The organism is Flavobacterium sp. B114r, assembly GCF_056824125.1.
The window spans coordinates 524,648-548,885 of sequence record NZ_CP124858.1 but is presented as its reverse complement, the minus strand read 5'-3'; the positions used below and the strand labels follow the sequence as shown (position 1 = coordinate 548,885).

Sequence of the window (24,238 nt, the reverse complement as noted above, 5' to 3'; positions counted from 1 at the left end):
TTTTTAATTTTTAATTAAAAAGGGGGATTAGCTCAGCTGGCTAGAGCGCCTGCCTTGCACGCAGGAGGTCAACGGTTCGACTCCGTTATTCTCCACTATCTTTAAGAAGATAGAATATAGAAAAAAGAATATAGACTTGGTCTATTATCTATTCTCTATGTTCTTTATTCTGAAAAAGAAAAAGTTCATTGACATATTGAGATAAGAAAATAATAAAAAGTAGAAAGCGTTTTTTACAATTTTATTGTAAAAGACAAAAAAAAACGGTCATATTAATTTATGATTGGTACAATAAGCAAAATAAGGGCGTATGGGGGATGCCTTGGCTCTCAGAGGCGATGAAAGGCGTGATAAGCTGCGAAAAGCTACGGGGACGGGCACACACCGATTGATCCGTAGATACCTGAATGGGGCAACCCACTATGTTGAAGACATAGTACACCGATAGGTGGGCAAACCCGCTGAACTGAAACATCTAAGTAGGCGGAGGAGAAGAAAACAAAAGTGATTCCGTAAGTAGTGGCGAGCGAACGCGGATTAGCCCAAACCAATGTTGTTACGGCAAGATTGGGGTTGTAGGACCACGATATTTTATGTACAAGGAACCGGAAGTTACTGGAAAGTGACACCATAGAGGGTGATAGTCCCGTATGGGTAACGAGTATAATAGATAGTGGTATCCTGAGTAGGGCGGGGCACGTGAAACCCTGTCTGAATTTGGCGGGACCATCCGCTAAGGCTAAATACTCCTGAGAGACCGATAGTGAACCAGTACCGTGAGGGAAAGGTGAAAAGAACCGTGAATAACGGAGTGAAATAGATCCTGAAACCATACGCTTACAAGCGGTCGGAGCCCTTTCGTGGGGTGACGGCGTGCCTTTTGCATAATGAGCCTACGAGTTAACGTTGCTGGCAAGGTTAAGTGGTTAAGCCACGGATCCGTAGCGAAAGCGAGTCTGAATAGGGCGCTTTAGTCAGTAGTGTTAGACGCGAAACCGTGTGATCTACCCATGGGCAGGTTGAAGCTGTGGTAACACACAGTGGAGGACCGAACCGGTTGACGTTGAAAAGTCTTCGGATGACCTGTGGGTAGGGGTGAAAGGCCAATCAAACTCGGAAATAGCTCGTACTCCCCGAAATGCATTTAGGTGCAGCGTTAGTTATAAAGTTATATAGAGGTAGAGCTACTGATTGGATGCGGGGGCTTCACCGCCTACCAATTCCTGACAAACTCCGAATGCTATATAATGTTCACTAACAGTGAGGGCTTGGGTGCTAAGGTCCAAGTCCGAGAGGGAAAGAACCCAGACCATCAGCTAAGGTCCCCAAATATATACTAAGTTGAAAGAACGAGGTTTGTCTGCCCAGACAGCTAGGATGTTGGCTTGGAAGCAGCCATTCATTTAAAGAGTGCGTAACAGCTCACTAGTCGAGCGGACGAGCATGGATAATAATCGGGCATAAGTATATTACCGAAGCTATGGATTTACAAGCAATTGTAAGTGGTAGGGGAGCATTCTAACAGGGTTGAAGGTGTATCGTAAGGTATGCTGGACTGGTTAGAAAAGAAAATGTAGGCATAAGTAACGATAATGCGGGCGAGAAACCCGCACACCGAAAAACTAAGGTTTCCACAGCTATGCTAATCAGCTGTGGGTTAGTCTGGTCCTAAGGCGAACCCGAAAGGGACAGTCGATGGCTAACGGGTTAATATTCCCGTACTACTAATTACTGTGATGGGGTGACGGAGTGATGAAAGCGCCGCGAACTGACGGAATAGTTCGTTGAAGTACCTACCTATAAGACCCGCAGGCAAATCCACGGGTTTTGGGGAAATACGATAGTACTCGGAGTCTTCGGACAAAGAGATAGTGCGCCTAAGGGCTTCCAAGAAAAACCTCTAAACTTCAGGTAATTAGTACCAGTACCGTAAACCGACACAGGTAGTTGAGGAGAGAATCCTAAGGTGCTCGAGAGATTCATGGCTAAGGAATTAGGCAAAATAGACCCGTAACTTCGGGAGAAGGGTCGCCCTGAGTAATCAGGGCCGCAGTGAAGAGGTCCAGGCGACTGTTTATCAAAAACACAGGGCTCTGCAAAATCGTAAGATGAAGTATAGGGCCTGACACCTGCCCGGTGCTGGAAGGTTAAGAGGAGATGTTATCTTCGGAGAAGCATTGAATTGAAGCCCCAGTAAACGGCGGCCGTAACTATAACGGTCCTAAGGTAGCGAAATTCCTTGTCGGGTAAGTTCCGACCTGCACGAATGGTGTAACGATCTGGACACTGTCTCAGCCATGAGCTCGGTGAAATTGTAGTAACGGTGAAGATGCCGTTTACCCGCAGTGGGACGAAAAGACCCTGTGCACCTTTACTATAGCTTAGTATTGACCTTGGATAAATGATGTGTAGGATAGGTTGGAGACTGTGAAGTGGCGTCGCCAGGCGTTGTGGAGTCATTGTTGAAATACAACCCTTTGTTTATCTGAGGCCTAACCCCGTTTTACGGGGGACATTGCTTGGTGGGTAGTTTGACTGGGGTGGTCGCCTCCAAAAGAGTAACGGAGGCTTCTAAAGGTTCCCTCAGTACGCTTGGTAACCGTGCGTAGAGTGCAATGGCATAAGGGAGCTTGACTGAGAGACATACAGGTCGATCAGGTACGAAAGTAGAGCATAGTGATCCGGTGGTTCCGCATGGAAGGGCCATCGCTCAAAGGATAAAAGGTACGCCGGGGATAACAGGCTGATCTCCCCCAAGAGCTCATATCGACGGGGGGGTTTGGCACCTCGATGTCGGCTCGTCACATCCTGGGGCTGGAGAAGGTCCCAAGGGTTGGGCTGTTCGCCCATTAAAGTGGCACGCGAGCTGGGTTCAGAACGTCGTGAGACAGTTCGGTCTCTATCTACTGTGGGCGTTAGAAATTTGAGTGGATCTGATTCTAGTACGAGAGGACCGAATTGGACAAACCTCTAGTGTATCTGTTGTTCCGCCAGGAGCATCGCAGAGTAGCTACGTTTGGAAGGGATAAGCGCTGAAAGCATATAAGCGCGAAACCCACCACAAGATGAGATTTCTTTTAAGGATCGTGGGAGATGACCACGTTGATAGGCTATAGATGTAAAGGCAGTAATGTCATAGTCGAGTAGTACTAATAATCCGTAAGCTTATGTACACCCTTTTCTCCCACCGTAAGGTGGGAGAAGAAACTTTCTAAATCAATACTTTTTTCTTTATCTCAGTATGTTAAGATATTATTACAATTTTTAATTAATTGTAAAATTGCCCAAAGCAATTATAACTTCTTAAGGTGGTTATTGCGGCGGGGCTCACCTCTTCCCATCCCGAACAGAGTAGTTAAGCCCGCCTGCGCAGATGGTACTGCAGTTATGTGGGAGAGTATGTCGTCGCCTTTCTTTTGAAAACCCTGTTTCTAGCGAAACAGGGTTTTTTGTTTTACAAAATACCGGGGTAATGTTTTATATTGGTTTGTAGTTTAACCGCAAAGCGCGCAAGAAAAGTTTGTAATTGTTGAAAATTGTTAAGTTCGCAAAGCTGGATCGGATGATATTTTGTGACTAAATGCAATTGTGAAAAGTTGTCTTTCTTTTGCTTTCCTTGCTTCTTATGCATTTTTTCTTAAATAGCTTCTAATTTGGGATCAACACGAAAACCTGAGGAGCAGTAACAATTAAGCATAAATAGTAGTTAGTCTAAAAAGGAATGATTCCGCTGAAGCATTTGTACTTCTATTGTAAAAGTAGTTTAAAGATAGATTAGTAGTTAAGCGTTTTGGTATTTAGTAAGATATTAAAGTTCTTAAAATCTGATTCCTCTACATTTCTATACCAATGAGCTAGTTTAGTCATGGCGATGTATTTGTTATTGTAGTTGTTATATATCCCACGAAGTTGTTGTATTAATCTATGAGCTGTTTTTATATCAGGATATAAGCTAAATAAGATCTGAGATCTTTCATTATGGCTCTCAGTCCATTTTTCGTGAGATTTATAAAGAACATATCTACTCCTGGCTAAAAACTGCTTTACAGAGTCTCCGTTAGCAAAAGATTTGGAATATATATATTGACCTCTCTTTTTGCTTGTAATATCAATCGATTTTCGGTATCCATCGACTTACATCGATATTTTATTCTAATCTCCTACAATGCTTCTAGAGCTAATTTTTGAACATGAAATCTATCGGTAACCTGTACAGCTTTTTCGAAAACATCTTTTGGAGATCAATTTCATGGAATTAACCATGTCAAGTGTTATTTCTTGAACCCAACTTCTTTTTTATAGTCAATTTTGCAGATGTGTTCAATGACCTGACAGCTATAGAAGAAAATACAGCCAATATGGTGTTTAATAAGAAGGATGTGTGCTAGCGCGTAACTGGATCTCTTTCTTTGACAAAATTGAAGGTTTTTATGAAAGGTTCCTTCGTAATGAAGAAATACTTTTTGAAGATGCAAAACAATATACCAATGTAAAGCCTGTTTTACAAATAAGTAAATTTCTGATTTGGCAAACACCCTGGATAAAAAAATAGAGGTTGTCTAAAATTATTTTTCAGATAACCTCCTTAAATATAAATCCGATTCCTTGCTTTAAAAAATCGATGATTAGTGATGTAGTAATTGTTGGTTTTTTCGTGTATAAAACGACAATAACTTCTTATTGCTTTTACTTCCCAATACAGAAATTAGCAAAAATATTCCCTAACAATTCATCGTTTGAGACTTGACCCGTGATCAAGCCAAATTGATACAAAGCTTCACGAATATCAAGCGCAATTAGGTCACTGGAAAGATTTGTTTCAAGACCAAATTTTACTTTTTGTATTTCATCCAGAGCTTTTAGTAATGAATCATAGTGTCTTGTATTCGTAACAATGGTTTCATTGTTACGAAGAGCACCCGTATTTACAAAAGAAAGTAATTCATTCTTCAAGTCCTCAACACCAATTTTCTCTTTAGCTGAAATTAGTAAAAGTTTTGCATTTAAATTTTCAAGTTTAGTCGTGATGTTTGAAACTTCATCAGCTGACAATATATCTTTTTTATTTACAACAATAATTAAAGGTTTTAATGGGTATTTATTCTTGATTTGTTCAATTTCAGAAACAAACTCAGAACTTGAAATCTGAAACTTTAAACCGTCAAACAAATATATTACAACCTGTGCCTGTTCAATTTTCTCAAAAGTTTTTTTAATCCCAATACTTTCTACAACATCTTTAGTTTCACGAATTCCTGCTGTATCAATAAACCTGAAGCCAATTCCGCCAATAACCAATTCATCCTCAATAGTATCACGGGTTGTTCCTGCGATGTCTGAAACTATAGCGCGTTCTTCATTTAATAAAGCATTTAGCAATGTTGATTTCCCTACGTTTGGTTCCCCAACAATGGCGACAGGAATTCCGTTTTTGATCACGTTTCCAACGGCAAAAGAATCTATTAAACGTTTTAATACAAATTCAATCCTGTTTAATAATTCATGAAATTGAGTTCTGTCAGCAAATTCTACATCTTCTTCTGCAAAATCCAATTCTAGTTCTATTAACGAAGCGAAGTTCAAAAGCTCCTCACGTAATTTTGCAATTTCATTACTAAAACCACCACGCATTTGTTGCATGGCAATTTGATGCGAAGCTTCATTATCAGACGAAATTAAGTCGGCAACAGCTTCAGCCTGCGATAAGTCAAGTTTACCATTCAAAAACGCTCTCAAAGTAAATTCACCGGCATCAGCCATTCTGCAACCTTTTCGAAGCAATAATTGAATAATTTGTTGTTGAATATAAGTAGATCCGTGGCAGGAGATTTCGACTGTATTTTCGCCGGTATACGAGTTTGGACCCTTAAATACAGAAACCAATACTTCGTCAAGTGTTTTCGAATCATCAACAATGTGCCCCAAATGCAAAGTATGCGTTTTTTGCTTGGTGAGGTCTTTGTCTTTTATGGATTTAAAAACTGAATTTCCGATTGCAATAGCATCAGAACCTGAAATTCGAATTATAGCAATCGCTCCAGCTCCGGACGGAGTAGCCAATGCAACTATAGAATCTTGATTTATCATGGTGCAAAGGTATAAAAAAAGCCATAAAGTTGTGTCTTTGAAGTCGTCTTCAGGATATCTTCCTTAATTGTTAAAAAATCAATTATTAAGAAATAATTAAATGTTAAAATACTGATAATTGTCAGACTGTTTTATTTTAAGAATGACTAAATTTGAGAGAACAACTTCTAAATCCGAATCAAAATGAAAAAGATATTATTCCCCACCGATTTTTCTGAATCCGCAACAAATGCATTTGTACATGCTTTAGAATTTGCAAAAATTGTAAACGCTGAACTTATTTTGTTGCATACTTTTGAGATTCCGGTTTATGACAGTCAGTTTTTCCCAGAGAATTATGCAGCAATTTACAGCTCTATTGAATTGGCGAAATTTGAAATGTTTAAAGATGAAATTCCAAAATTAAGAACCATTGCAATGGAGCGAAACTTGGATGATATTGTCATAAAACACCGTTTAATGGATGGTGATTTAATTTATAATCTAAAAAATGCTGTCGAAGAAGATAAAGTAGATTTTGTTATTATGGGAACCTCAGGAGTTACAGACTGGACCAAGTTTTTTCTTGGGTCAAATACCAATGCCGTAATTTCAGAAATCAAAGTGCCTGTTTTATGTATTCCTGCTGATGCAAAATTCAAAAAAATAAAAACAATTGGCTTTACAACCCGTTATCGTGAAAAAGATAAAACAGAACTTAGAAAAGTGCTTAATATTGCAAAAAAGACAAATGCAAAGGTAAAAAGTTTATATGTTAAAACAACAAGTTCAGATGTTGCAGAAGAAACTATTAAAGAATGGGAAAAAGAGTTTGCAGGTGAAAATGTAGAATTTCTTGTCTTGCCAAGTGACGAAGTAAAAGAAACGATTCTTGACTTTATATTGTATAAAGATATCGACATATTGACAACCATAACACACAAAAGATCTTTCTTCGAAAGCTTATTTGAGTCCAGTTTTACAAAAAAAATCGCAAAAGAAGTTTCTGTTCCGGTTTTGGTAATGCACGAAACATAAAATAAGATACCTTTTGATAGTACATATAGGTGTATAGTCTATATTTGTGTTTCATTAAATTAAAAAAATGGAAGCATATCAAAACAAGGTTGAACACTATACTACAATTTTTCATAAGATCAACAAGAGATACAATAGCATCAGCGTTCTGCGCCTTATAAGTGTTTTTCTTTGCTTGTTTTTATTGTTTTATTACATAAAAACTAATGAAATTCTTTATGCAGTTTTTGCCTTTCTGTCTTTTGTTGGTTTTCTTTTTTTGATGAGAATTCATTCGCGATTATCTTTTCAGAAAGAACTTACTACAGCAATTTTGAAACTTAATAAAAATGAAATTACCTATTTGAAAAGAGAGAAAATCCCTTTTGAAAATGGAATTGAATTCAATGATTTTCATCATCCTTATGCTTACGATTTAGATATTTTTGGAGAACATTCGTTATTTCAGAATATAAACAGAACCGCCACTTTTGTCGGAAAAAAAACATTAGCAAATCAATTATTAAGCTTGTCGCCTAATGAAACAATTCTTGAAAATCAGGAAGCAATCAACGAGCTTAAAACTAAGATCAATTTGCGCCAGGATTTCCTTGCCCTTGCAATGATTAGTAACGATTCTAAAAATTCGTATGATTCGTTGCTATATTGGAATTCATTTAAGAATAATAGCTTACCTAAATTTTTAGTTGCATTGTCTATTGTTCTTCCGGCTTTGTTTTTAGGTTTTTTAGTGGCTTATTTTATTACTTCAAAAATTATTATATTATCTTATTTAACCTATATTTTTATTGCGAATTTAATTGTTCTAGGACAGTCATTCAAACGAATTCAATCTGAAATTGCCAAAGCAGACAACGTAGATAAAATCATTAAACAATATAGTTTGTTAGTTCAGATAATTGAAGCGGAAACTTTTCAATCCAGAAAATTAATTGATTTGCAGCAGCAGCTTATTTTTAAAAATGCAACCGCAAGCAAACACTTAAAAGACCTGTCGGAGTTGTTTTCAAGAATGGATACAATTAATAATTTTGTAACTGCTATCGTGTTTAATGGTATTTTCTTATTTAATCTTCACGTATTAAAATCACTTCTAAAATGGAAAGACAATTATTCGACTGAACTTGAAAAATGGATTGCTATCATTGGAGAATTTGAAGCCTTGAATAGTTATGCAAATTTGGCCTATAATAATGCTGATTTTGTTTTTCCCGAAATCAATTCAGAATATAAAATAGGATTTTCAGATTTAAGTCATCCTTTGTTAAACCCAGAGACCAGAGTAGGAAATGATACTCATTTTTATCCGGAATCGTTTATGATTTTAACAGGATCTAATATGTCTGGAAAAAGTACTTTTTTAAGAAGTCTGGGAATTAATATGGTTTTAAGCGGGGTAGGTTCCGTTGTTTGTGCTTCAAAAGCTAATATTCATCCACTTCCTGTTTTAGTATCAATGCGATTGTCAGATTCCTTAGCAGATAGTGAATCTTACTTTTTTGCAGAAATTAAGCGTTTAAAACAAATTATGGACGCATTAGAAGATCAGCCTGCTTTTGTTTTGCTGGATGAAATATTAAGAGGAACAAACTCTGATGACAAACGAAACGGAACTATAGAAGTGGTTAAAAAGGTTATTGCTAAAAATGCAATTGGGGCCATAGCAACACACGATATCGAAGTTTGTCTGACGACAAATGAATATCCTGATATTTTAACGAATCAATGTTTTGAGGTAGAGATAAAAAACAATGACCTTCATTTTGATTATAAACTCCGCAACGGAATCTGTAAAAACAAAAGCGCAACTTTCTTAATGCAGAAAATGGGAGTGATTTAAGATTTAGATTGTAGATTTTAAATTGGAGTTTAACGAGGAGCTATTTCCTGCTGTCCACTGTATCTTTTGTGGTGAACCCCACCACAAAAGGATGCCGTTACAATCAGGGCTAGGGCAATCTTGTTTGTATAAGAAAATTTTGTTCTTGTTGTGTCGCTCTAAACGAAGTTGGACAACTTGAAGTTCCATATTTAGTTTGTTATTTCGACGAAGGAGAAATCGCACAAGAAACTCAGCAAAGAAAAGTAAAGTCGTTGCCAAATATTGGATGTGATTTCTCCTTTGTCAAAATGCAAGATTGAACATAAATGACAGGCTGAAAATGTTATTTCTGAGCTTCTGTGATAGTCTTCACAAAAGCTTCAACAGGCTGTGCTCCGGAAACCGCATATTTTCTATCAAAAACAAAAAACGGAACTCCTTGTACGCCAATTTCCTGAGCTTCGGCAATATCATCCTGAACTTCCTTTAGAAATAAGTTTTCATCTTTTAGAACTTCTAAAACAAGATTCTGATCAAGACCAGCTTTTACAGCCAGTTCTATTAATGTTGGTCCATCATTTAAATCTCTTCCTTCAACAAAATAAGCCTTAAAGAAAATTTCTTCCATTTCATCGCCTAATTTTTTGACTTTAGCCAATTGTATAATACGATGCGCAGTTAAAGAGTTTGAAATAATAGCTTTATCAAAGTGATAGTCCAAACCGACGCTTTTTGCGCGTTCTACAACGCCTTTATGCATTTCTATAGATTGCTCAACAGAAATGCCTTTTCGCTCTGCTAAAAACGTATAAACATCCTTGCCTGATTGTGGTGTAATAGTAGGATCAAGTTGAAAACTTTTCCATTCAATTTCAAATTCACCATTTGGAAACTCAGCTAAAGCTGTTTCCAGTTGTCTTTTTCCGATATAACAAAACGGACACATGATGTCCGACCAAATTTCTATTTTCATATTACAAAGTTAAAGAAAAAAAATGTTTCCGGTTTTCTTTGTTTCAGGTTTCAGGTTTTCCTGGATTGTGTTGTTTAAGCGCAAAGCACGCAAGGATCTTTTTATTGGGCAGTAAATAATCTCGCAAAGACGCAAGTACGCAAAGTTTATCTTCTTGGTGATGTATGCATCTTAGTTAAATTAACATAGAGAGAATATAAGCTTAAAAAAACTTTGCAACTCCTGCGTCTTTGCGAGATTAAAAAAGGATAACTTATAAATTAATTTTTATAAACATAGGAGTTCGAAGGTTTGGTCAAGTTCTCTTTGTTTTACACAAAGCTTTGCGTTCGTTGCGTTTGTGAACATAATCTGAATATAAAAAGATTCTTGCGTGCTTTGCGGTAAAAATACACTCAAACCCTATTCATATTTCAACCTGAAACATAAAACTTCAAACATGAAACTTCAAACCTGAAACAAAACAGATTCTAAATAAAAAACCGCAAATCTTAAAAAAAGAATTGCGGTTTCTAGGTATAAAAAATGGTTGGTTAATAGCGTTGTTATTTTTTTTTACAATGATATGTCTTTAATTTGAAACTAAAAAAGATCCTTGTAACAAAAAGAACTTTTGATGTTAACTATTTAACATCACGGGCATTACCAACATTGTAACAGTTTCACCTTCTTCTAAACCATCAACAGGAGTTAAAATCCCGGCTCTGTTAGGCAATGACATTTCTAACATAATCATATCTGATTGTAAGTTAGTCAGCATCTCCGTTAAAAAACGAGAGTTAAAACCAATCTGAAGATCATCTCCCTGATAATCACAAGTCAATCTTTCTTCGGCTTTATTTGAGTAATCAATATCTTCAGCAGAAACATTTAATTCAGCTCCGGCGATTTTTAAACGAATTTGGTGTGTTGTTTTGTTTGAGAAAATCGCAACACGTTTAACAGAACTTAAAAATAAAGAACGGTCAATCATTAATTTGTTTGGATTCTCTTTTGGAATTACAGCTTCGTAATTAGGGTATTTTCCATCAATCAAACGACACATTAAAATATAGTTGTCAAATGAGAAAGTCGCATTCGAATCGTTATATTCAATTTTTACTTCAGCATCAGAACTTCCTAAAATACTTTTTAAAATATTTAAAGGTTTCTTAGGCATAATAAAATCTGCAACCTGAGATGCTTTTACATCTGTACGTGCATATTTTACCAACTTATGAGCATCTGTAGCTACAAAAGTTAAACCTTCTGGTGAGAACTGGAAGAAAACTCCTGACATTACCGGACGTAAATCATCGTTTCCGGCAGCAAAAATAGTTTTACTTACAGCAGTTGCTAATACATCAGCAGGAACAAGTGTTACAGACGGATCTTCAAGGCTTACAGATTTAGGGAATTCTTCACCGGCAGCATATGCTAAAGCATATTTTCCTGAGTTTGAACTAATTTCAACCGTATTGTTTTCTTCAACTGTAAAAGTCAAAGGTTGTTCCGGAAATGTTTTCAAAATTTCAAGTAAAAGTTTTGCAGGTACAGCAACGCTTCCTTTACTTGTAGAATCAATTGATAATGTAGCAGACATTGTAGTTTCAAGATCCGAAGCCGAAACTGTCAACTCATTATTGTCTAATTCAAATAAAAAGTTATCTAAAATAGGCAACGTATTGTTACTGTTGATTACACTACCTAAAACTTGTAATTGTTTTAATAAGTACGAACTCGATACTATAAATTTCATCTCTTTTGTTTTATTTTTTTGCACTTTTTCTTAGTATTTCTTCAACTAGGATAGGTTTTACAAATATATCGTAAACAATCTTAGTTTCGCAATTTTTTTATTAACATCTGTTTGCCATATTTTCTTTTACGGAGATACGTAAATATCAGTCCAAAAACCAGTAAAATTAGAATTGGAAGTCCGATAGTTATGAATTGAGTCAGGTTGTAATTATCATAAACTTTGTTTTTGTCCAATAAAGGCAAATTGACATCTTTACTTCTAATGTTAATAAGTCCGGTATCATCCAGTAAATAATTAATACAATTCATCATGAAATCTTTGTTGTCATACAAATTTCCGGTACGTTGATCGTATCCTAATTCAACAGGCATCATGTTTTTATCTAATTGATTCCTTGCCAGATCACCATCAGAAATGACAATCATTTTATTTGGTTTTCCTTTTGCTAAAAATGAATTTTCTTTAAACGGTAAAACGCGATTCTCAAAAGCCGAGGGAAAATTTCCTTCTAATAAAACCGAAAGAGGTATGTTTCCTTTATTCAGGTAATCCTGGGGCGATGTTTTTTCGGTGACGCTATTTAAACTTATTTCTGTTGGTGTTCCGACCACTTTAGAATATTGAGACGATTGTAATAAAACCGTTTTTTTAATACCGTTTTTTAAAGTGTCAATCGGATTTGCGAAATCAAATTTAATTTCGCCTAGATTTTTTACAATCGGATTACTGCTTGCAGGTACAACAACCGGGGCAAATTTCCAGATAAACTCCTGATATTGTGTCGCACTTCCTTGTTCTCCGGTGGCTAGTTTTAATTTGCTTCCTCGTTCATCTTTTACTAAATCAGGATTAATCCTAAATCCGTATTTAAAGAACATATCGTTTAAATTCAGATCTCTGGGATAAGCTAAAGTCGCTCCGGACTGATTGTATAAACTATCCATGTCTGCTGCGACCTGATCAATTAGCCAGAGCGTTTTACCGCCGTTCATGATAAACTGGTCTAAAACTTGTTTTTCTTCATCAGAAAAAGCTTCAGTTGGTTTTGAGATAATAGCTAAATCGTATTTTTTTAGCGCCTCTAAAGTTCCGGTCGGGTTTTTAGCTACCGAATCTAATGTGAAAGGTCCGATGTAATAACTTTCGCGAATTTGCATTAGCAATTTAGCAATGTGAACTTCGTTTAATTCCCCATTTCCTTTTATAATTGCAACTTTCTTTTGTCTGTCTTTGCTGATTTTATTAATTGCATCAGCAATAGAATATTCCAGATGCTGAATCGACCCGATCACTTTTTGAGTAGTCGAAGCACCCATTATATTTTTCAATAAGGGAATATTAACCTCTTTATTGTTATAAACCGCAATTGCCCACGGAAAAACCATTGCCTGAGATTGTTTTCCCTTATCGTCAACAGTAATGTTTATTGGTGTAAGACCTTTTTGATACAAAGATTTTACAACATCCATGCTTTCGTCTTCGTTCTCCATCGGATTAACGAATTCGAAAACAATATTGCTATTATAGGCTTGAAATTCTTCTAGTAATTGTTTGGTTTCTACTTGTAAACGTTTAAAATCTGCCGGCAAGTCGCCCTGCATATAAATCTTGATCGATAAAGGGTTTTTAACCTGCTTTATAATCTGCAAAGAGGTTTCGGATAATGTGTATCTTTTGTCTTTGGTCAAATCGAATCGGTGAAAAAACAAACTTCCCAATACATTTAAAACGATTAAAACAAAAACAGTAATACCTAATGTTTTGATATTTTGTTGAGTAGATGCTTTCATTATGCTTTAAAAGATTTTAATTGATAAACAGTAAAAGACAGAAACAACACCGTAATGCTTGAAAAATAGATAACATCACGAGTATCGATAACGCCTCGGCTCATACTTTTAAAATGATCCTGCATACCAAATGCCGATATTATTGTAGAAGATCCCGGAATCAATGCAGATAAACCTTCGAAACCGAAATAAAATATAAAACAAAGAAAGACGGCAATTATAAAAGCTACAATTTGATTTTCTGACAGAGTAGAAGTAAAAATTCCGATAGAGGAATAAGCGGCAATCAAAAATAATAATCCAAAATAAGAACCAATTGTACTCCCCATATCGATATTTCCTTCAGGAGCACCCAAATCCGAAATTACTTTTACATATATAAAAGTGGGAATAATGGCTAAAATGATTAATAGGAGAGAACCCAAAAATTTTCCGTTTACAATTTCCCAAATCGATAATGGTTTAGTCAAAAGTAATTCTAACGTACCTTGCTTTTTTTCGTCAGAGAAACTTCTCATCGTAACAGCCGGAATCAGAAAAATCAAAATCCATGGTGCTAACGTGAAAAACGGAGTCAAATCAGCATAACCGCTATTCAATATATTGTAATCTCCCTGGAAAACCCATAAAAATAGTCCGTTGCTAATTAAGAAAATAGCAATGACCAAATAGCCAATAGGTGAGCCAAAAAAAGATTTTATTTCTCTTAAAATGATTGATTTCATTCAATTGTTGTTTTAAATCGTTGATTTTTGTTTAAAGTTTCAGGTTTCAAGTTTGCTTTCCTTTGCGAACTTTGTGTTTTCTAAAACCTTTTATTTATAATCTTTGTGTTCTCTGCGGTTAATTCGTTCCAATATTCAGCACATAAGTTGAAGCCTGAAACAAAAGAAACTAATTTAAACTAACCAGCTTGTCGACACTCCACGCTTCCGGTTTTGCATTAAAAAGCTTTTTTGTAAAACTCCAAACGGTATTAAATAGTTCAGATTGTCTGTAATTTTCTAAATCTTCTTCAGTTTCCCAATAACTATAAGTAAAAAATATGCATTTATTATTTTTATCCTGATACAACTCTAAAAAACGATTTCCCTCTGCATTTCGTATTTTATTTTTCACGGTTTCAAAATTTTCCAGAAAATCCGGAATTTTTTCTTCGTGAAAACTCATTTTTACTATTCGAACAAACATATTGTAATTTTAGATTGTTGATTGAAAACCTGCTTACAAGCGCGCAAAAATACCAAAATTGATTGTTCTTTTTGTGAAAATTTAAAATATTATAAAAGTATAGTTTTTACTACAATATTGTCGTCTCGGCATAGTAGAGGTTATATAAGAAGCTCCGTAAAGAAAATCTCCAATCTTTGTTGGTTACGAGTGTGATTACTACTCTGTAGAAATGACAAGAAAATCTGTGTATATCTGTTTAAATCTGTAAAATCTGTGGGCTATTTACAGAAACTTAATCGTAATCACATCTCTATAGTTCAGTCCCAGTAAACTATTTGCTGAACCTACTTTCGATGGATTGCTTCTGAAAATTGCAATTTCAAGAAATCCTGCTTCGTTAAAAATAGCAAGTTTTTCGCCTTCATACGTTTTAATAGGGTATTTATCAGAACTTGCGATAGCAGAATAATTAGGCAAAATAGTTTTTATACTTCTTGGTTTCATTACAATTTCATAAGGACGTCCTTTTGCAATTTCTCCAAATTGTCTTTTGGAAATATTAGTTACAACATTACCAAAATGATCAATATAAATCACGTAGCCTTTTATCGAATTTCCATCATTTGCAACGACAGGCTGGAGTTCTGTAATTTGCTTTATTTCCTGGATTTCTTTCCCAATAACATTTAGTAGCCCGCCTTTAGCAAGATGGCATGCCACTTTTATAAAAATATCCAAATCACTAAATTCACTCGGGAAACGATCGTGTATGTTGATAGCCACAATTTTTTGCGGAACAATTTTCTGCGTAAGCATACTTAAAATACCATTGTCCGCACATATAAAATAATGATCGTTCCATTGCATTGCAATGTGTTGATTTTCCTTATTACGCTCAATATCTACACCTATCAAATGTATTGTTCCTTTAGGAAAACTTAAATAAGATGCTCCAATGATATAACTGGCTTCTGCGTTATTAAAGGGGTCAACGTCATGCGAGATGTCTACGATTGTAGCTTCTGGATACTCTGAAAATATCTTACCCTTTAGTGAACCAACAAAGTGGTCTTTCAAGCCGTAATCGGTAGTAAGGGTAATTATTGACATAATTTTGTTTATAACTATTGGTAGTATTTAAATCTAATTTTCATTAAATTTGAGAAATGCAAAGCTAATAATAGTAAATGCAAATTGAAAGAAAGAAAAGACAATTTACAATAAATATATAGTAGTCTCAGTTTCCAGTTTCAGTTTTCAGTGTTTTAACAGAAAGCGATTTTATTCGATAAAAAAAGGGTGAAATAGTCTCCGTTTTCAGTTTTAGAATTGTAAATTTAGACAGCGACTGAAAACTGCGACCGTAAACTGTAAACTAAAAAACACCCGACAACCACAGATTATAAAAACTGATTTATTTTTAATTTAAAACTATCTCATTTGAACGAAAGAATTATCGAGCTCATAGACATCGCTCCAAAAGACTTTTGGGGCGCTCAAGACACTCATCTTGAAATAATTAAAAAGTATTACCCAAAGCTTAAAATCGTAGCGAGAGGTACCACTTTGAAAGCATTTGGCGAAAAAGAAGTTTTAGATGAATTCGAAAAAAGATTTCAGAGGCTTATGCTTCATTTTACCCGATACAACAACATTGATGATAATGTAATTGAACGTGTAATAATGAGTGATGGTCAGGATGAAAGAAAATCATTAGATCATGACAAAATACTAGTTCATGGAGTTGGCGGTAAAATAATTAAAGCCATGACGCCCAACCAGCAACTATTGGTAGATACCATCAAGAAAAATGATATGGTATTTGCTGTTGGTCCTGCCGGAACCGGAAAAACGTATACAGGTGTTGCAATGGCTGTAAAAGCGCTTAAGGATAAGGAAGTAAAAAGGATCATACTAACACGACCAGCGGTAGAAGCAGGAGAAAATCTAGGTTTTTTACCCGGCGATATGAAAGAAAAGCTGGATCCTTACATGCAGCCACTTTATGATGCTTTGCGCGATATGCTGCCTAACGAAAAGCTCGAAGATTACATCTTAAAAGGAATTATACAAATTGCGCCATTGGCATTTATGCGTGGCCGTACACTTGATAATGCCTTTGTAATTCTGGATGAAGCACAGAACACAACGCACTCACAAATGAAAATGTTTTTGACCCGTATGGGAAAAAATGCCAAATTCATGATTACAGGTGATCCCGGACAGGTTGATTTACCACGAAGAACTATTTCTGGTCTTAAAGAAGCTATTTTAGTCTTGAAAGACGTTGACGGAATTGGAATTATTTATCTTGATGATAAAGATATCGTACGTCACAGATTAGTTAAAAAGGTAATTGATGCCTATAAACAAATAGAAAATCACGATTAATTTTTTTATAAAATGTCAAATGTAAATCGTAAACTGTGTTTTGATATTTAATGATATTCGTTTTATTCATGTCTTTTAAAGAAATGCGTAAAACGAATATTTTTTTTAAATTAATACTACAAATAAAGAAATTGATTGAATGGGAAAAATGGAATCGGTCACAATTCTCGTGATAAGCTTATTGTTTTTTGTAATAAATTTAAGGGCTCAAAATAAAGATAACAAGCAAAATGATCTTTTAAGTGGTAATTCAAAATTATCTGGTAAAGAAATTGTCTCTGAATTATCAAAGTATTATTTTTTTAATTTGACAGATAAATCAAATTTAAAAAAAACAAAAGCAGAATTTGAAAATTCATATAATGAACTCAGCTTTTTTGAAGGTTTAATGAAAGAAGATTTAATTTTTACTGATAATAGATTTTACTTCATTGATTCTGAAACTTTATTTGAAGGCGGAGGATTGACTCAATATCTGGAAATAGTGAAAATTTCATTTAATAAACTTAATCTTAAACTTGTTTTTTCTGAGGAATACAATAATCAAACTGAAAAACATTGGAAGCATACAATTAGGTTGAATGGAAGAGAATATACAGCATACGATGGTAACTTTAGTGACAACGATTGGGGAATTTCATATATAAACTTTATTGAAATGTTAAATAGCGAGCTTAAATTACAAAATAGTAATGAACAGTTCTATCCAATTAGTTCAGGGAATGACGGAAGAATGGTTCTATTGACGGAAAAACAATTTGAATTTGTACAAGCAAATTATCCAAATGATAACGGGCATCCGAAAAACATCTTTGATTGGAAAAATAGCTATGATTTGTAAATTATTATAAAAATGAAACAGTTAGATGATTTTTATTTAGAACAAGAAGAGCCTTTAAGAGGAACATTTCTTGCATTGAAAGAAATTATCCTAAAGCAAGACGATGACATTACCAACGTTCTAAAATACGGAATGCCTTTCTTTTGTTACAAAGGAAAAATGTTTTGTTATTTATGGATTCACAAAAAACTCAAACAGCCTTATATTGCAATGGTAGAAGGAAAACATTTTGAGGAGACTTTTTTAATTCAGGAAGGTCGTGCGAGAATGAAAATTATGTTGCTTAATCCTAATGAAGATTTGCCTTTAGAAAGAATTGAAATGATTGTGCAAAAAGCTTTAAATTTATATAAAAGCGGATTGATTAAATTTTAAAAATTAAAAATACAGAATTTAATTAAATCGTTAAATAAATAATAAACTTGCCCTGTTTTAAGCTTTTGCGGCTTATTATCTTTGTTCTTTTGAGCTTAAAGCTGTAAATTTGCAGATCATAAATATTTGATTTCTAATATGACAAAGCTTAAAAATATAAAAGTTGTAGTAAGTGACTTAGACGGAACTTTACTTAATCCACAACACAGAATTTCAGATTACACCAAATCAATTTTTCAGGAACTTCACAATCAAAATTATCTTATCGTTGTTGCCACAGGCCGTCACCATCTGGATGCAATGGCAATTATAGAAACGCTTGAAGTACCTGTTTATCTGGTAAGTTCAAACGGCGCAAGAATTCACTCTCCGGAAAAAGAAGAAATTTTTGCATTCAACTTAAATAGTGACGTTGTAAAAGCCGCATTAAATGTTGAAATTGATCCTGAAATCACAGTAGTTTTATTCAAAGAAAATGTTTGGCAAACCAATAAATGGAGTGAAAAGTTAAATGCTTTTCAAGCCGATTTAAAATACCATCCTGAATTAGTTGATTATAAAACCCTGGAAGATTTTGGAGCTATAAAAATATTCTTTTCATGCGATAATCATGAAAAATTAGTAAAATTAAAAGATGCAATTCTCGCTAATTCTTCAGAACATTTGCATCATGCTTTTAGTTTGCCAACTTGTTTAGAATTCATGGATAAATCTATTGACAAAGCAGTTGCAATTGAGATAGTACTTGAAAAACTAGGTTTTACTTTGGATCAGGCGGTTTCTTTTGGAGATGGTTTCAATGATGTTCAAATGTTATCTGCATCCGGAAAAGGTTTAATTATGGGAAATGCTCCGGCTTCATTAAAGGAAACTTTACCAAATTTAGAAGTAATCAAAACCAATGCTGAAGATGGAGTAGCACATTATATTACTTCAAAAATTTTGGATAAGGAATTTGCGGCGAGCGAATTATAAAAGTAAAGGCATTTGTGAAAATCTAATAGTTCGAAAATTTAGATTTTTGATAAAATATAGATCCCTGAAGTTAATTCTTTAGGGATTTTTTTTGATTAGCCAATAATATGCAAAGAATTCTCTAAGCAAATGACAAAAATATTTTTTTAATACTATGCAAAGTGTATTTTTGTTTTCTCACAAAATAACGAATACTATGAAAAAAAACATTTTTATACTTACCTTTTTTATTGCTTCAATAGCCGGCCATAGCCAAACTTTAAAATTAGAAGAAATAATGAAAGGCGAATCTTTTATTGGGAATCAGCCAACAAACGGTCGCTGGTCTCTGGATGGTAAAAAGGTGTATTTTGAATGGAATCCGACCAATGATTTAGGAGCAAGTACGTATTTCTGGCAAAAAGGAGCTGCAAAACCTTTTTTGGCAGAACCAAAAGAGGCTGCTTTTTCTAAACTTGATTTCAAAAGAAAGTCAACTTCAGATATCGTTTATTATATAGACAATGGAGCTTTATATTCTTATACAATCAGTACAAAAACAGCAAAGAAAATCATTGAGCAAAGCAGTCCGATTTCAAATCTTGAATTGGGTACAGTAAACGGAATTGTATTTTTTGAACAGAATGATAATGTTTTTAAATACAATGCTAAAGAGGGAACAGTACTTCAAATAACAAATTTGTCTAAAGGTATTAAGAAAGAAAAACCTTTAGATAAAGATTCTTTTTTAAAGACACAACAAAAAGAATTATTTCAGTTTATCAAAGACAAAGAAGCTAAAAAACAATGGAATGTAGCTAGAAATAAAGCGATTAAATCTGACTTTGCCAAGGAATATTTTTACGGAAAAGATAATTTATTTAATCTAAAAGCAAATCCAAACGGAAATTTTGTAACTTTTAGTTTAGTAGAAGAATCAGATGTTAAAAAAGAAAAAATGGAAGTTTTTATAACTGATGATGGTTATAACCAAACACCGGATACGAAAGAAAAAGTATCTACGGCAAATTTGGTTAAAACTAAATTCGGAATATATTCTGTTGCTAAAGACACCGTCTATTATGTGAATTTTTCGACTTTAAGTCATATTCAGGACAATCCAAAATATTACGAATCATATGATAATTTAAAAAATAAAAGTAAAGAAGATAAATTGATTATGATTCAGGCTCCGGTTTATAATGAAGACGGATCTATTGCAATTGTTGAGATCAGAAGTCAGGATAATAAAGACAGATGGTTAATTAGTTTAAATCCTGAAAACGGATCGTTTAAAGAAATAGAACATCAACATGATGATGCATGGATTGCGGGACCAGGAATTCCATCGTATTCTTTTGACTCCGGAACTTTAGGATTTCTGGCAGATAATGAAACAATTTATTTCCAGTCTGAAGCTACAGGATACTCACATTTATATACCTATAATCTAAAGTCAGGCAAGAAGACACAACTCACAAGTGGCAACTGGGAAGTTCGTGACGTTACTTTATCTAAAGATAAAAAGGCATTTTACTTAACGACAAATACAATACATCCGGGAAACAGAAATTTTTATAAATTAGCTTCAACTGGAGGCGCTCTGGAACCAATTCTAACTAAAGACGGTGCGCATGAAGTAGTAGTTTCTCCCGATGAAAAATCACTTTTAGTACGTTATTCATATAAAAATGTTCCTTGGGATTTTTATATTGCTGACAATAAAAAGAATACAGCCTTACAACAAATTTCTTCTTCGACTTCTGAAGATTTCAAAAAGTACAAGTGGAGAGAACCGGAAGTTATTACGTTTAAAGCACAAGACGGAACTCCTGTAAATGCGAGATTGTACACGCCAAAAACTGAAAACGCAAACAAAGCGGCAGTAATTTTTGTGCACGGAGCAGGTTATTTGCAAAACGCTCATAATTATTGGAGCAATTATTACAGAGAATATATGTTTCATAATATGTTAACTGATTTAGGTTATACGGTTTTGGATATTGATTATAGAGGAAGTGATGGTTACGGACGTGATTTTAGAACAGGAATTTACCGTTTTATGGGAGGAAAAGATTTATCTGATCACCTTGACGGAAAGAAATTATTAGTAGAGAAATACGGGATTGATGCCAATAGAGTAGGGATTTACGGCGGTTCATACGGAGGATTTATTACTTTAATGGGAATGTTGACAACCCCGGGTGAATTTGCATCTGGCGCGGCCCTGCGTTCAGTTACAGATTGGGCACATTATAATCACGGATACACAGGAAATATCTTAAATTTTCCAGAGACAGATCCTGAAGCATACAAGAAAAGTTCTCCTATTTATTATGCAGATAATCTAAAAGGAAACTTAGTAATGTTACACGGTATGGTCGATGATAATGTAGAGTATAAAGATATTGTACGCTTATCGCAACGTTTTATAGAATTACAGAAAAAGAACTGGACGCTGGCTTCCTTTCCGGTAGAATCGCACGGATTTAAAGAAACATATTCCTGGATTGACGAATATAGCAGAATTTTGAATTTGTTTAATTCAACACTTCTTAATAAATAGTTTACAGTTTTCAGTCGCAGTGTTTAGTCTCAGTCTCAGTTAGCAGTTTGAGTAATTCATCTGTGCAAAATGTAAGTTTAAGCTTTGTCAAAGTTTTAAATTTTGACAAAGCTCAGGCAAAGACTGAACACTGAGACTGAACACCGCGACTGAAATTGAGACTGCAAACTGCAAACTAAAAAACTTGCTTGCTCTTTTAATTAGTTTTAAATTTGCATTCATAAAAAACAACACAACTAACGATAATGAGCAATACAATTACAACTACAAATTTTAATTTTCCAGATCAGAAATCAGTTTATCGAGGAAAAGTTAGAGAAGTTTACAATATAAATGATGAACTTTTAGTTATGGTAGCAACAGACAGGCTTTCGGCTTTTGATGTGGTTTTACCAAAAGGTATTCCTTATAAAGGACAAATTCTAAATCAGATTGCTACAAAATTCATGGAGCTAACAGAGGATATTGTACCAAACTGGTTGATTGCAACTCCTGATCCAAATGTTGCTGTTGGACATTTATGTGAGCCTTTTAAAGTAGAAATGGTTATTCGCGGATACCTTTCAGGACATGCTGCTCGTGAATATGCTGCTGGAAAAAGACAAATTTGCGGTGTAACAATGGCTGAAGGTTTAAAGGAAAATGATAAATTTCCGGAACCAATTATTACACCAACAACAAAAGCTGATAATGGTTCTCATGACGAAGACATTTCCCGTGAAGATATTTTGGCTAAAGGAATCGTTAGTGAAGAAGATTATATTGTTTTAGAAAAATATACTCGTGATTTATTTCAAAGGGGAACTGAAATTGCTGCTGAACGCGGATTGATTTTAGTAGATACTAAATACGAATTCGGAAAAACAAAAGAAGGAGTAATTGTTTTAATCGATGAAATTCACACACCGGATTCTTCCCGTTATTTCTATGCTGACGGATATCAGGACAGACAGGATACAGGAGAGGAACAAAAACAATTATCTAAAGAATTTGTGCGTCGTTGGTTGATCGAGAATGGTTTTCAAGGTCAGGACGGACAACAAATCCCGGATATGACAGATGAATATATTGAATCAGTTTCTGAAAGATATATTGAATTATACGAGAAAATCCTGGGAGAAAAATTTGTAAAAGCGGATATTGCTAATATTGATCAACGTATTGATAAAAACGTATTAGAATACCTAGAGACTAAAGAGTAATTTTCAGGTTTAAACTAACTCTTTAAACCATGAAAATTATTAGAAATAAAAAAAATGCCTTGCTATTTATATTGATGATAGCAGGGCATTTTCTTTTTGCGCAAATTGATAAAAAGGCAACAAAAGAAACAAAAGCGTTATATGAAAATTTAAAAACAATTTCAAAAAAACACATCCTTTTCGGGCATCAGCATGCTCTCGAATACGGACACGGATGGTCTAATGAACGGGATAGATCAGATGTAAAATCAGTTACAGGTTCACATCCCGCCGTTATCGGAATTGACTTTAGCGGATTTTCGGGACATTCTAAAGAAGAAATTGAAAAGACAGCCGCAATTCTCAAAAAGAATGTTACAGACACTTATGAACGAGGCGGAATCACAACTGTTTCGTGGCATTTTATAAATCCTGTTTCCGGTAATAGTTTTTATTGGAAAGATTCAACCTCTGTAGCTGCTATGTCATTGATCAAAAAAGGCGGTGCCTATCATGAGCAATATAAAGACGTTCTGAAAACCATCGCAGATTTTGCACATTCTGTAAAGGCAAAAGACGGCAAATTAGTTCCAATGATTTTCAGGCCATATCATGAGTTCGACGGTGATTGGTTTTGGTGGGGAAAGAAATTTACTTCACGGGAAGATTTTATAGCCGTCTGGCAATTTACAGTTTCTTATTTAAAAGATATTTTGGGTGTGCATAATTTTATTTATGCTTTTTCACCAGATGTCAGGTTCAATTCAGAAAACGATTACTTAGAGCGTTATCCGGGTGATGATTATGTAGATATGTTAGGCATGGATGATTACGGCGATTTTGGTCGTGATGGGAATTATGATATTTCAGGAGCAATTAAAAAACTCAGGATAGTTTCTGATCTTGCTGTCAAAAAGAATAAACTTGCTGCTTTGACAGAAACTGGCTTAGAATCGATTCCGAATGAAACCTGGTGGACACAAACCTTATTAAAGGTTTTAAAATCTGAAAATCTTGAATTAGCTTATGTTCTTGTTTGGAGAAATGACAGTATAAGTCCAACTCATTTTTACGCTCCTTTTCCAGGTCAGATTAGTGTTCCGGATTTTATAAAATTCTATAATGATCCTTATACGTTGTTTGAGAATGATTTAAAGAATGTTTATACCAATAAATTTCGCATAAAATAATTTTTTGTAGAGATATAAAATGAAGTGCAATGCGGGTTTTACCGGGTTGCACTTTTTTATTTATAATTTTTTTGCATTTATGTGCAACCTATTATACAATTTAGTCGTCTATTATAATAAGTAAGAGTTTTGAGAAG

At 34.6% G+C, this 24,238-nt stretch carries 17 protein-coding genes, 1 tRNA gene and 2 rRNA genes; 12 read left to right on the top strand and 8 right to left on the bottom strand.

Annotated features, from left to right (window positions below; all coding sequences use genetic code 11):
* Positions 1 to 21 precede the first annotated feature (21 nt).
* The 3 genes from QLQ94_RS02580 (at position 22) to rrf (ending at position 3,414) form a co-directional block, all read left to right on the top strand.
* Positions 22 to 95 (top strand) — tRNA-Ala (locus QLQ94_RS02580).
* Positions 96 to 289: 194 nt separating this feature from the next.
* A 23S ribosomal RNA gene (locus QLQ94_RS02575) occupies positions 290 to 3,173 on the top strand.
* A 131-nt stretch (positions 3,174 to 3,304) separates the two neighbouring features.
* Positions 3,305 to 3,414: ribosomal RNA gene (gene rrf, locus QLQ94_RS02570) — 5S ribosomal RNA — on the top strand.
* A gap of 360 nt (positions 3,415 to 3,774) precedes the next feature.
* Here rrf and QLQ94_RS02565 read toward each other — a convergent pair.
* Positions 3,775 to 4,080, bottom strand: a complete 306-nt coding sequence (locus QLQ94_RS02565; protein ID WP_482499940.1) for a transposase — start codon at positions 4,078 to 4,080, stop codon at positions 3,775 to 3,777.
* Positions 4,081 to 4,686: 606 nt separating this feature from the next.
* The gene (gene mnmE, locus QLQ94_RS02560) at positions 4,687 to 6,087 is read right to left on the bottom strand and encodes a tRNA uridine-5-carboxymethylaminomethyl(34) synthesis GTPase MnmE (protein ID WP_427403077.1); all 1,401 of its coding nucleotides are present in this window, start codon (positions 6,085 to 6,087) and stop codon (positions 4,687 to 4,689) included.
* A gap of 183 nt (positions 6,088 to 6,270) precedes the next feature.
* Between mnmE and QLQ94_RS02555 the strand changes: the two genes are divergently transcribed.
* A complete protein-coding gene (locus tag QLQ94_RS02555) occupies positions 6,271 to 7,104 on the top strand; it encodes a universal stress protein (protein WP_271338545.1) in 834 nt (277 codons plus the stop codon).
* A gap of 67 nt (positions 7,105 to 7,171) precedes the next feature.
* Positions 7,172 to 8,944, top strand: a complete 1,773-nt coding sequence (locus QLQ94_RS02550; protein ID WP_482499123.1) for a MutS-related protein — start codon at positions 7,172 to 7,174, stop codon at positions 8,942 to 8,944.
* Between the two features lie 325 nt (positions 8,945 to 9,269).
* Here the strand turns inward: QLQ94_RS02550 and QLQ94_RS02545 are convergent, their stop codons facing one another.
* The 6 genes from QLQ94_RS02545 to QLQ94_RS02520 all read right to left on the bottom strand — a co-directional run bounded on the left by QLQ94_RS02545 (position 9,270) and on the right by QLQ94_RS02520 (position 15,713).
* Positions 9,270 to 9,899 (bottom strand): DsbA family oxidoreductase, encoded by a 630-nt coding sequence (locus tag QLQ94_RS02545; protein WP_271338547.1) that lies wholly within the window; start codon positions 9,897 to 9,899, stop codon positions 9,270 to 9,272.
* Positions 9,900 to 10,518: 619 nt separating this feature from the next.
* On the bottom strand, positions 10,519 to 11,637 hold the full coding sequence (dnaN, locus tag QLQ94_RS02540) for a DNA polymerase III subunit beta (RefSeq protein ID WP_072958716.1): 1,119 nt from the start codon (positions 11,635 to 11,637) through the stop codon (positions 10,519 to 10,521).
* A gap of 80 nt (positions 11,638 to 11,717) precedes the next feature.
* Entirely contained in the window at positions 11,718 to 13,430 is a 1,713-nt protein-coding gene (gene gldG, locus QLQ94_RS02535) for a gliding motility-associated ABC transporter substrate-binding protein GldG (protein ID WP_271338548.1), read from the bottom strand.
* Positions 13,430 to 14,155, bottom strand: a complete 726-nt coding sequence (gene gldF / locus QLQ94_RS02530) for a gliding motility-associated ABC transporter permease subunit GldF (RefSeq protein ID WP_271338549.1) — start codon at positions 14,153 to 14,155, stop codon at positions 13,430 to 13,432. The genes gldG and gldF overlap by 1 nt, the downstream gene beginning before the upstream one ends.
* A gap of 169 nt (positions 14,156 to 14,324) precedes the next feature.
* Positions 14,325 to 14,621, bottom strand: a complete 297-nt coding sequence (locus QLQ94_RS02525) for a putative quinol monooxygenase (RefSeq protein ID WP_271338550.1) — start codon at positions 14,619 to 14,621, stop codon at positions 14,325 to 14,327.
* 264 nt (positions 14,622 to 14,885) lie between these two features.
* Positions 14,886 to 15,713 carry an SAM hydrolase/SAM-dependent halogenase family protein gene (locus QLQ94_RS02520; protein ID WP_271338551.1) on the bottom strand — a complete coding sequence of 276 codons (828 nt, stop codon included), beginning with the start codon at positions 15,711 to 15,713 and terminating at the stop codon, positions 14,886 to 14,888.
* 330 nt (positions 15,714 to 16,043) lie between these two features.
* Between QLQ94_RS02520 and QLQ94_RS02515 the strand changes: the two genes are divergently transcribed.
* The 7 genes from QLQ94_RS02515 (at position 16,044) to QLQ94_RS02485 (ending at position 24,101) form a co-directional block, all read left to right on the top strand.
* A complete protein-coding gene (locus tag QLQ94_RS02515; RefSeq protein WP_072958604.1) occupies positions 16,044 to 16,994 on the top strand; it encodes a PhoH family protein in 951 nt (316 codons plus the stop codon).
* Between the two features lie 139 nt (positions 16,995 to 17,133).
* Positions 17,134 to 17,835: a hypothetical protein gene (locus tag QLQ94_RS02510; protein ID WP_271338552.1), complete on the top strand. Its 702-nt coding sequence runs from the start codon at positions 17,134 to 17,136 to the stop codon at positions 17,833 to 17,835.
* A 12-nt stretch (positions 17,836 to 17,847) separates the two neighbouring features.
* Complete coding sequence (locus tag QLQ94_RS02505; protein WP_271338553.1) at positions 17,848 to 18,210, top strand: DUF1801 domain-containing protein; 363 nt, start codon at positions 17,848 to 17,850, stop codon at positions 18,208 to 18,210.
* 138 nt (positions 18,211 to 18,348) lie between these two features.
* Positions 18,349 to 19,185: a Cof-type HAD-IIB family hydrolase gene (locus tag QLQ94_RS02500; protein ID WP_271338554.1), complete on the top strand. Its 837-nt coding sequence runs from the start codon at positions 18,349 to 18,351 to the stop codon at positions 19,183 to 19,185.
* Positions 19,186 to 19,381: 196 nt separating this feature from the next.
* A complete protein-coding gene (locus QLQ94_RS02495) occupies positions 19,382 to 21,730 on the top strand; it encodes a S9 family peptidase (RefSeq protein WP_482499118.1) in 2,349 nt (782 codons plus the stop codon).
* 245 nt (positions 21,731 to 21,975) lie between these two features.
* The gene (locus QLQ94_RS02490) at positions 21,976 to 22,932 is read left to right on the top strand and encodes a phosphoribosylaminoimidazolesuccinocarboxamide synthase (protein WP_271338556.1); all 957 of its coding nucleotides are present in this window, start codon (positions 21,976 to 21,978) and stop codon (positions 22,930 to 22,932) included.
* A 29-nt stretch (positions 22,933 to 22,961) separates the two neighbouring features.
* A complete protein-coding gene (locus QLQ94_RS02485; protein ID WP_482499116.1) occupies positions 22,962 to 24,101 on the top strand; it encodes a glycoside hydrolase family 26 protein in 1,140 nt (379 codons plus the stop codon).
* Positions 24,102 to 24,238: the final 137 nt, after the last annotated feature.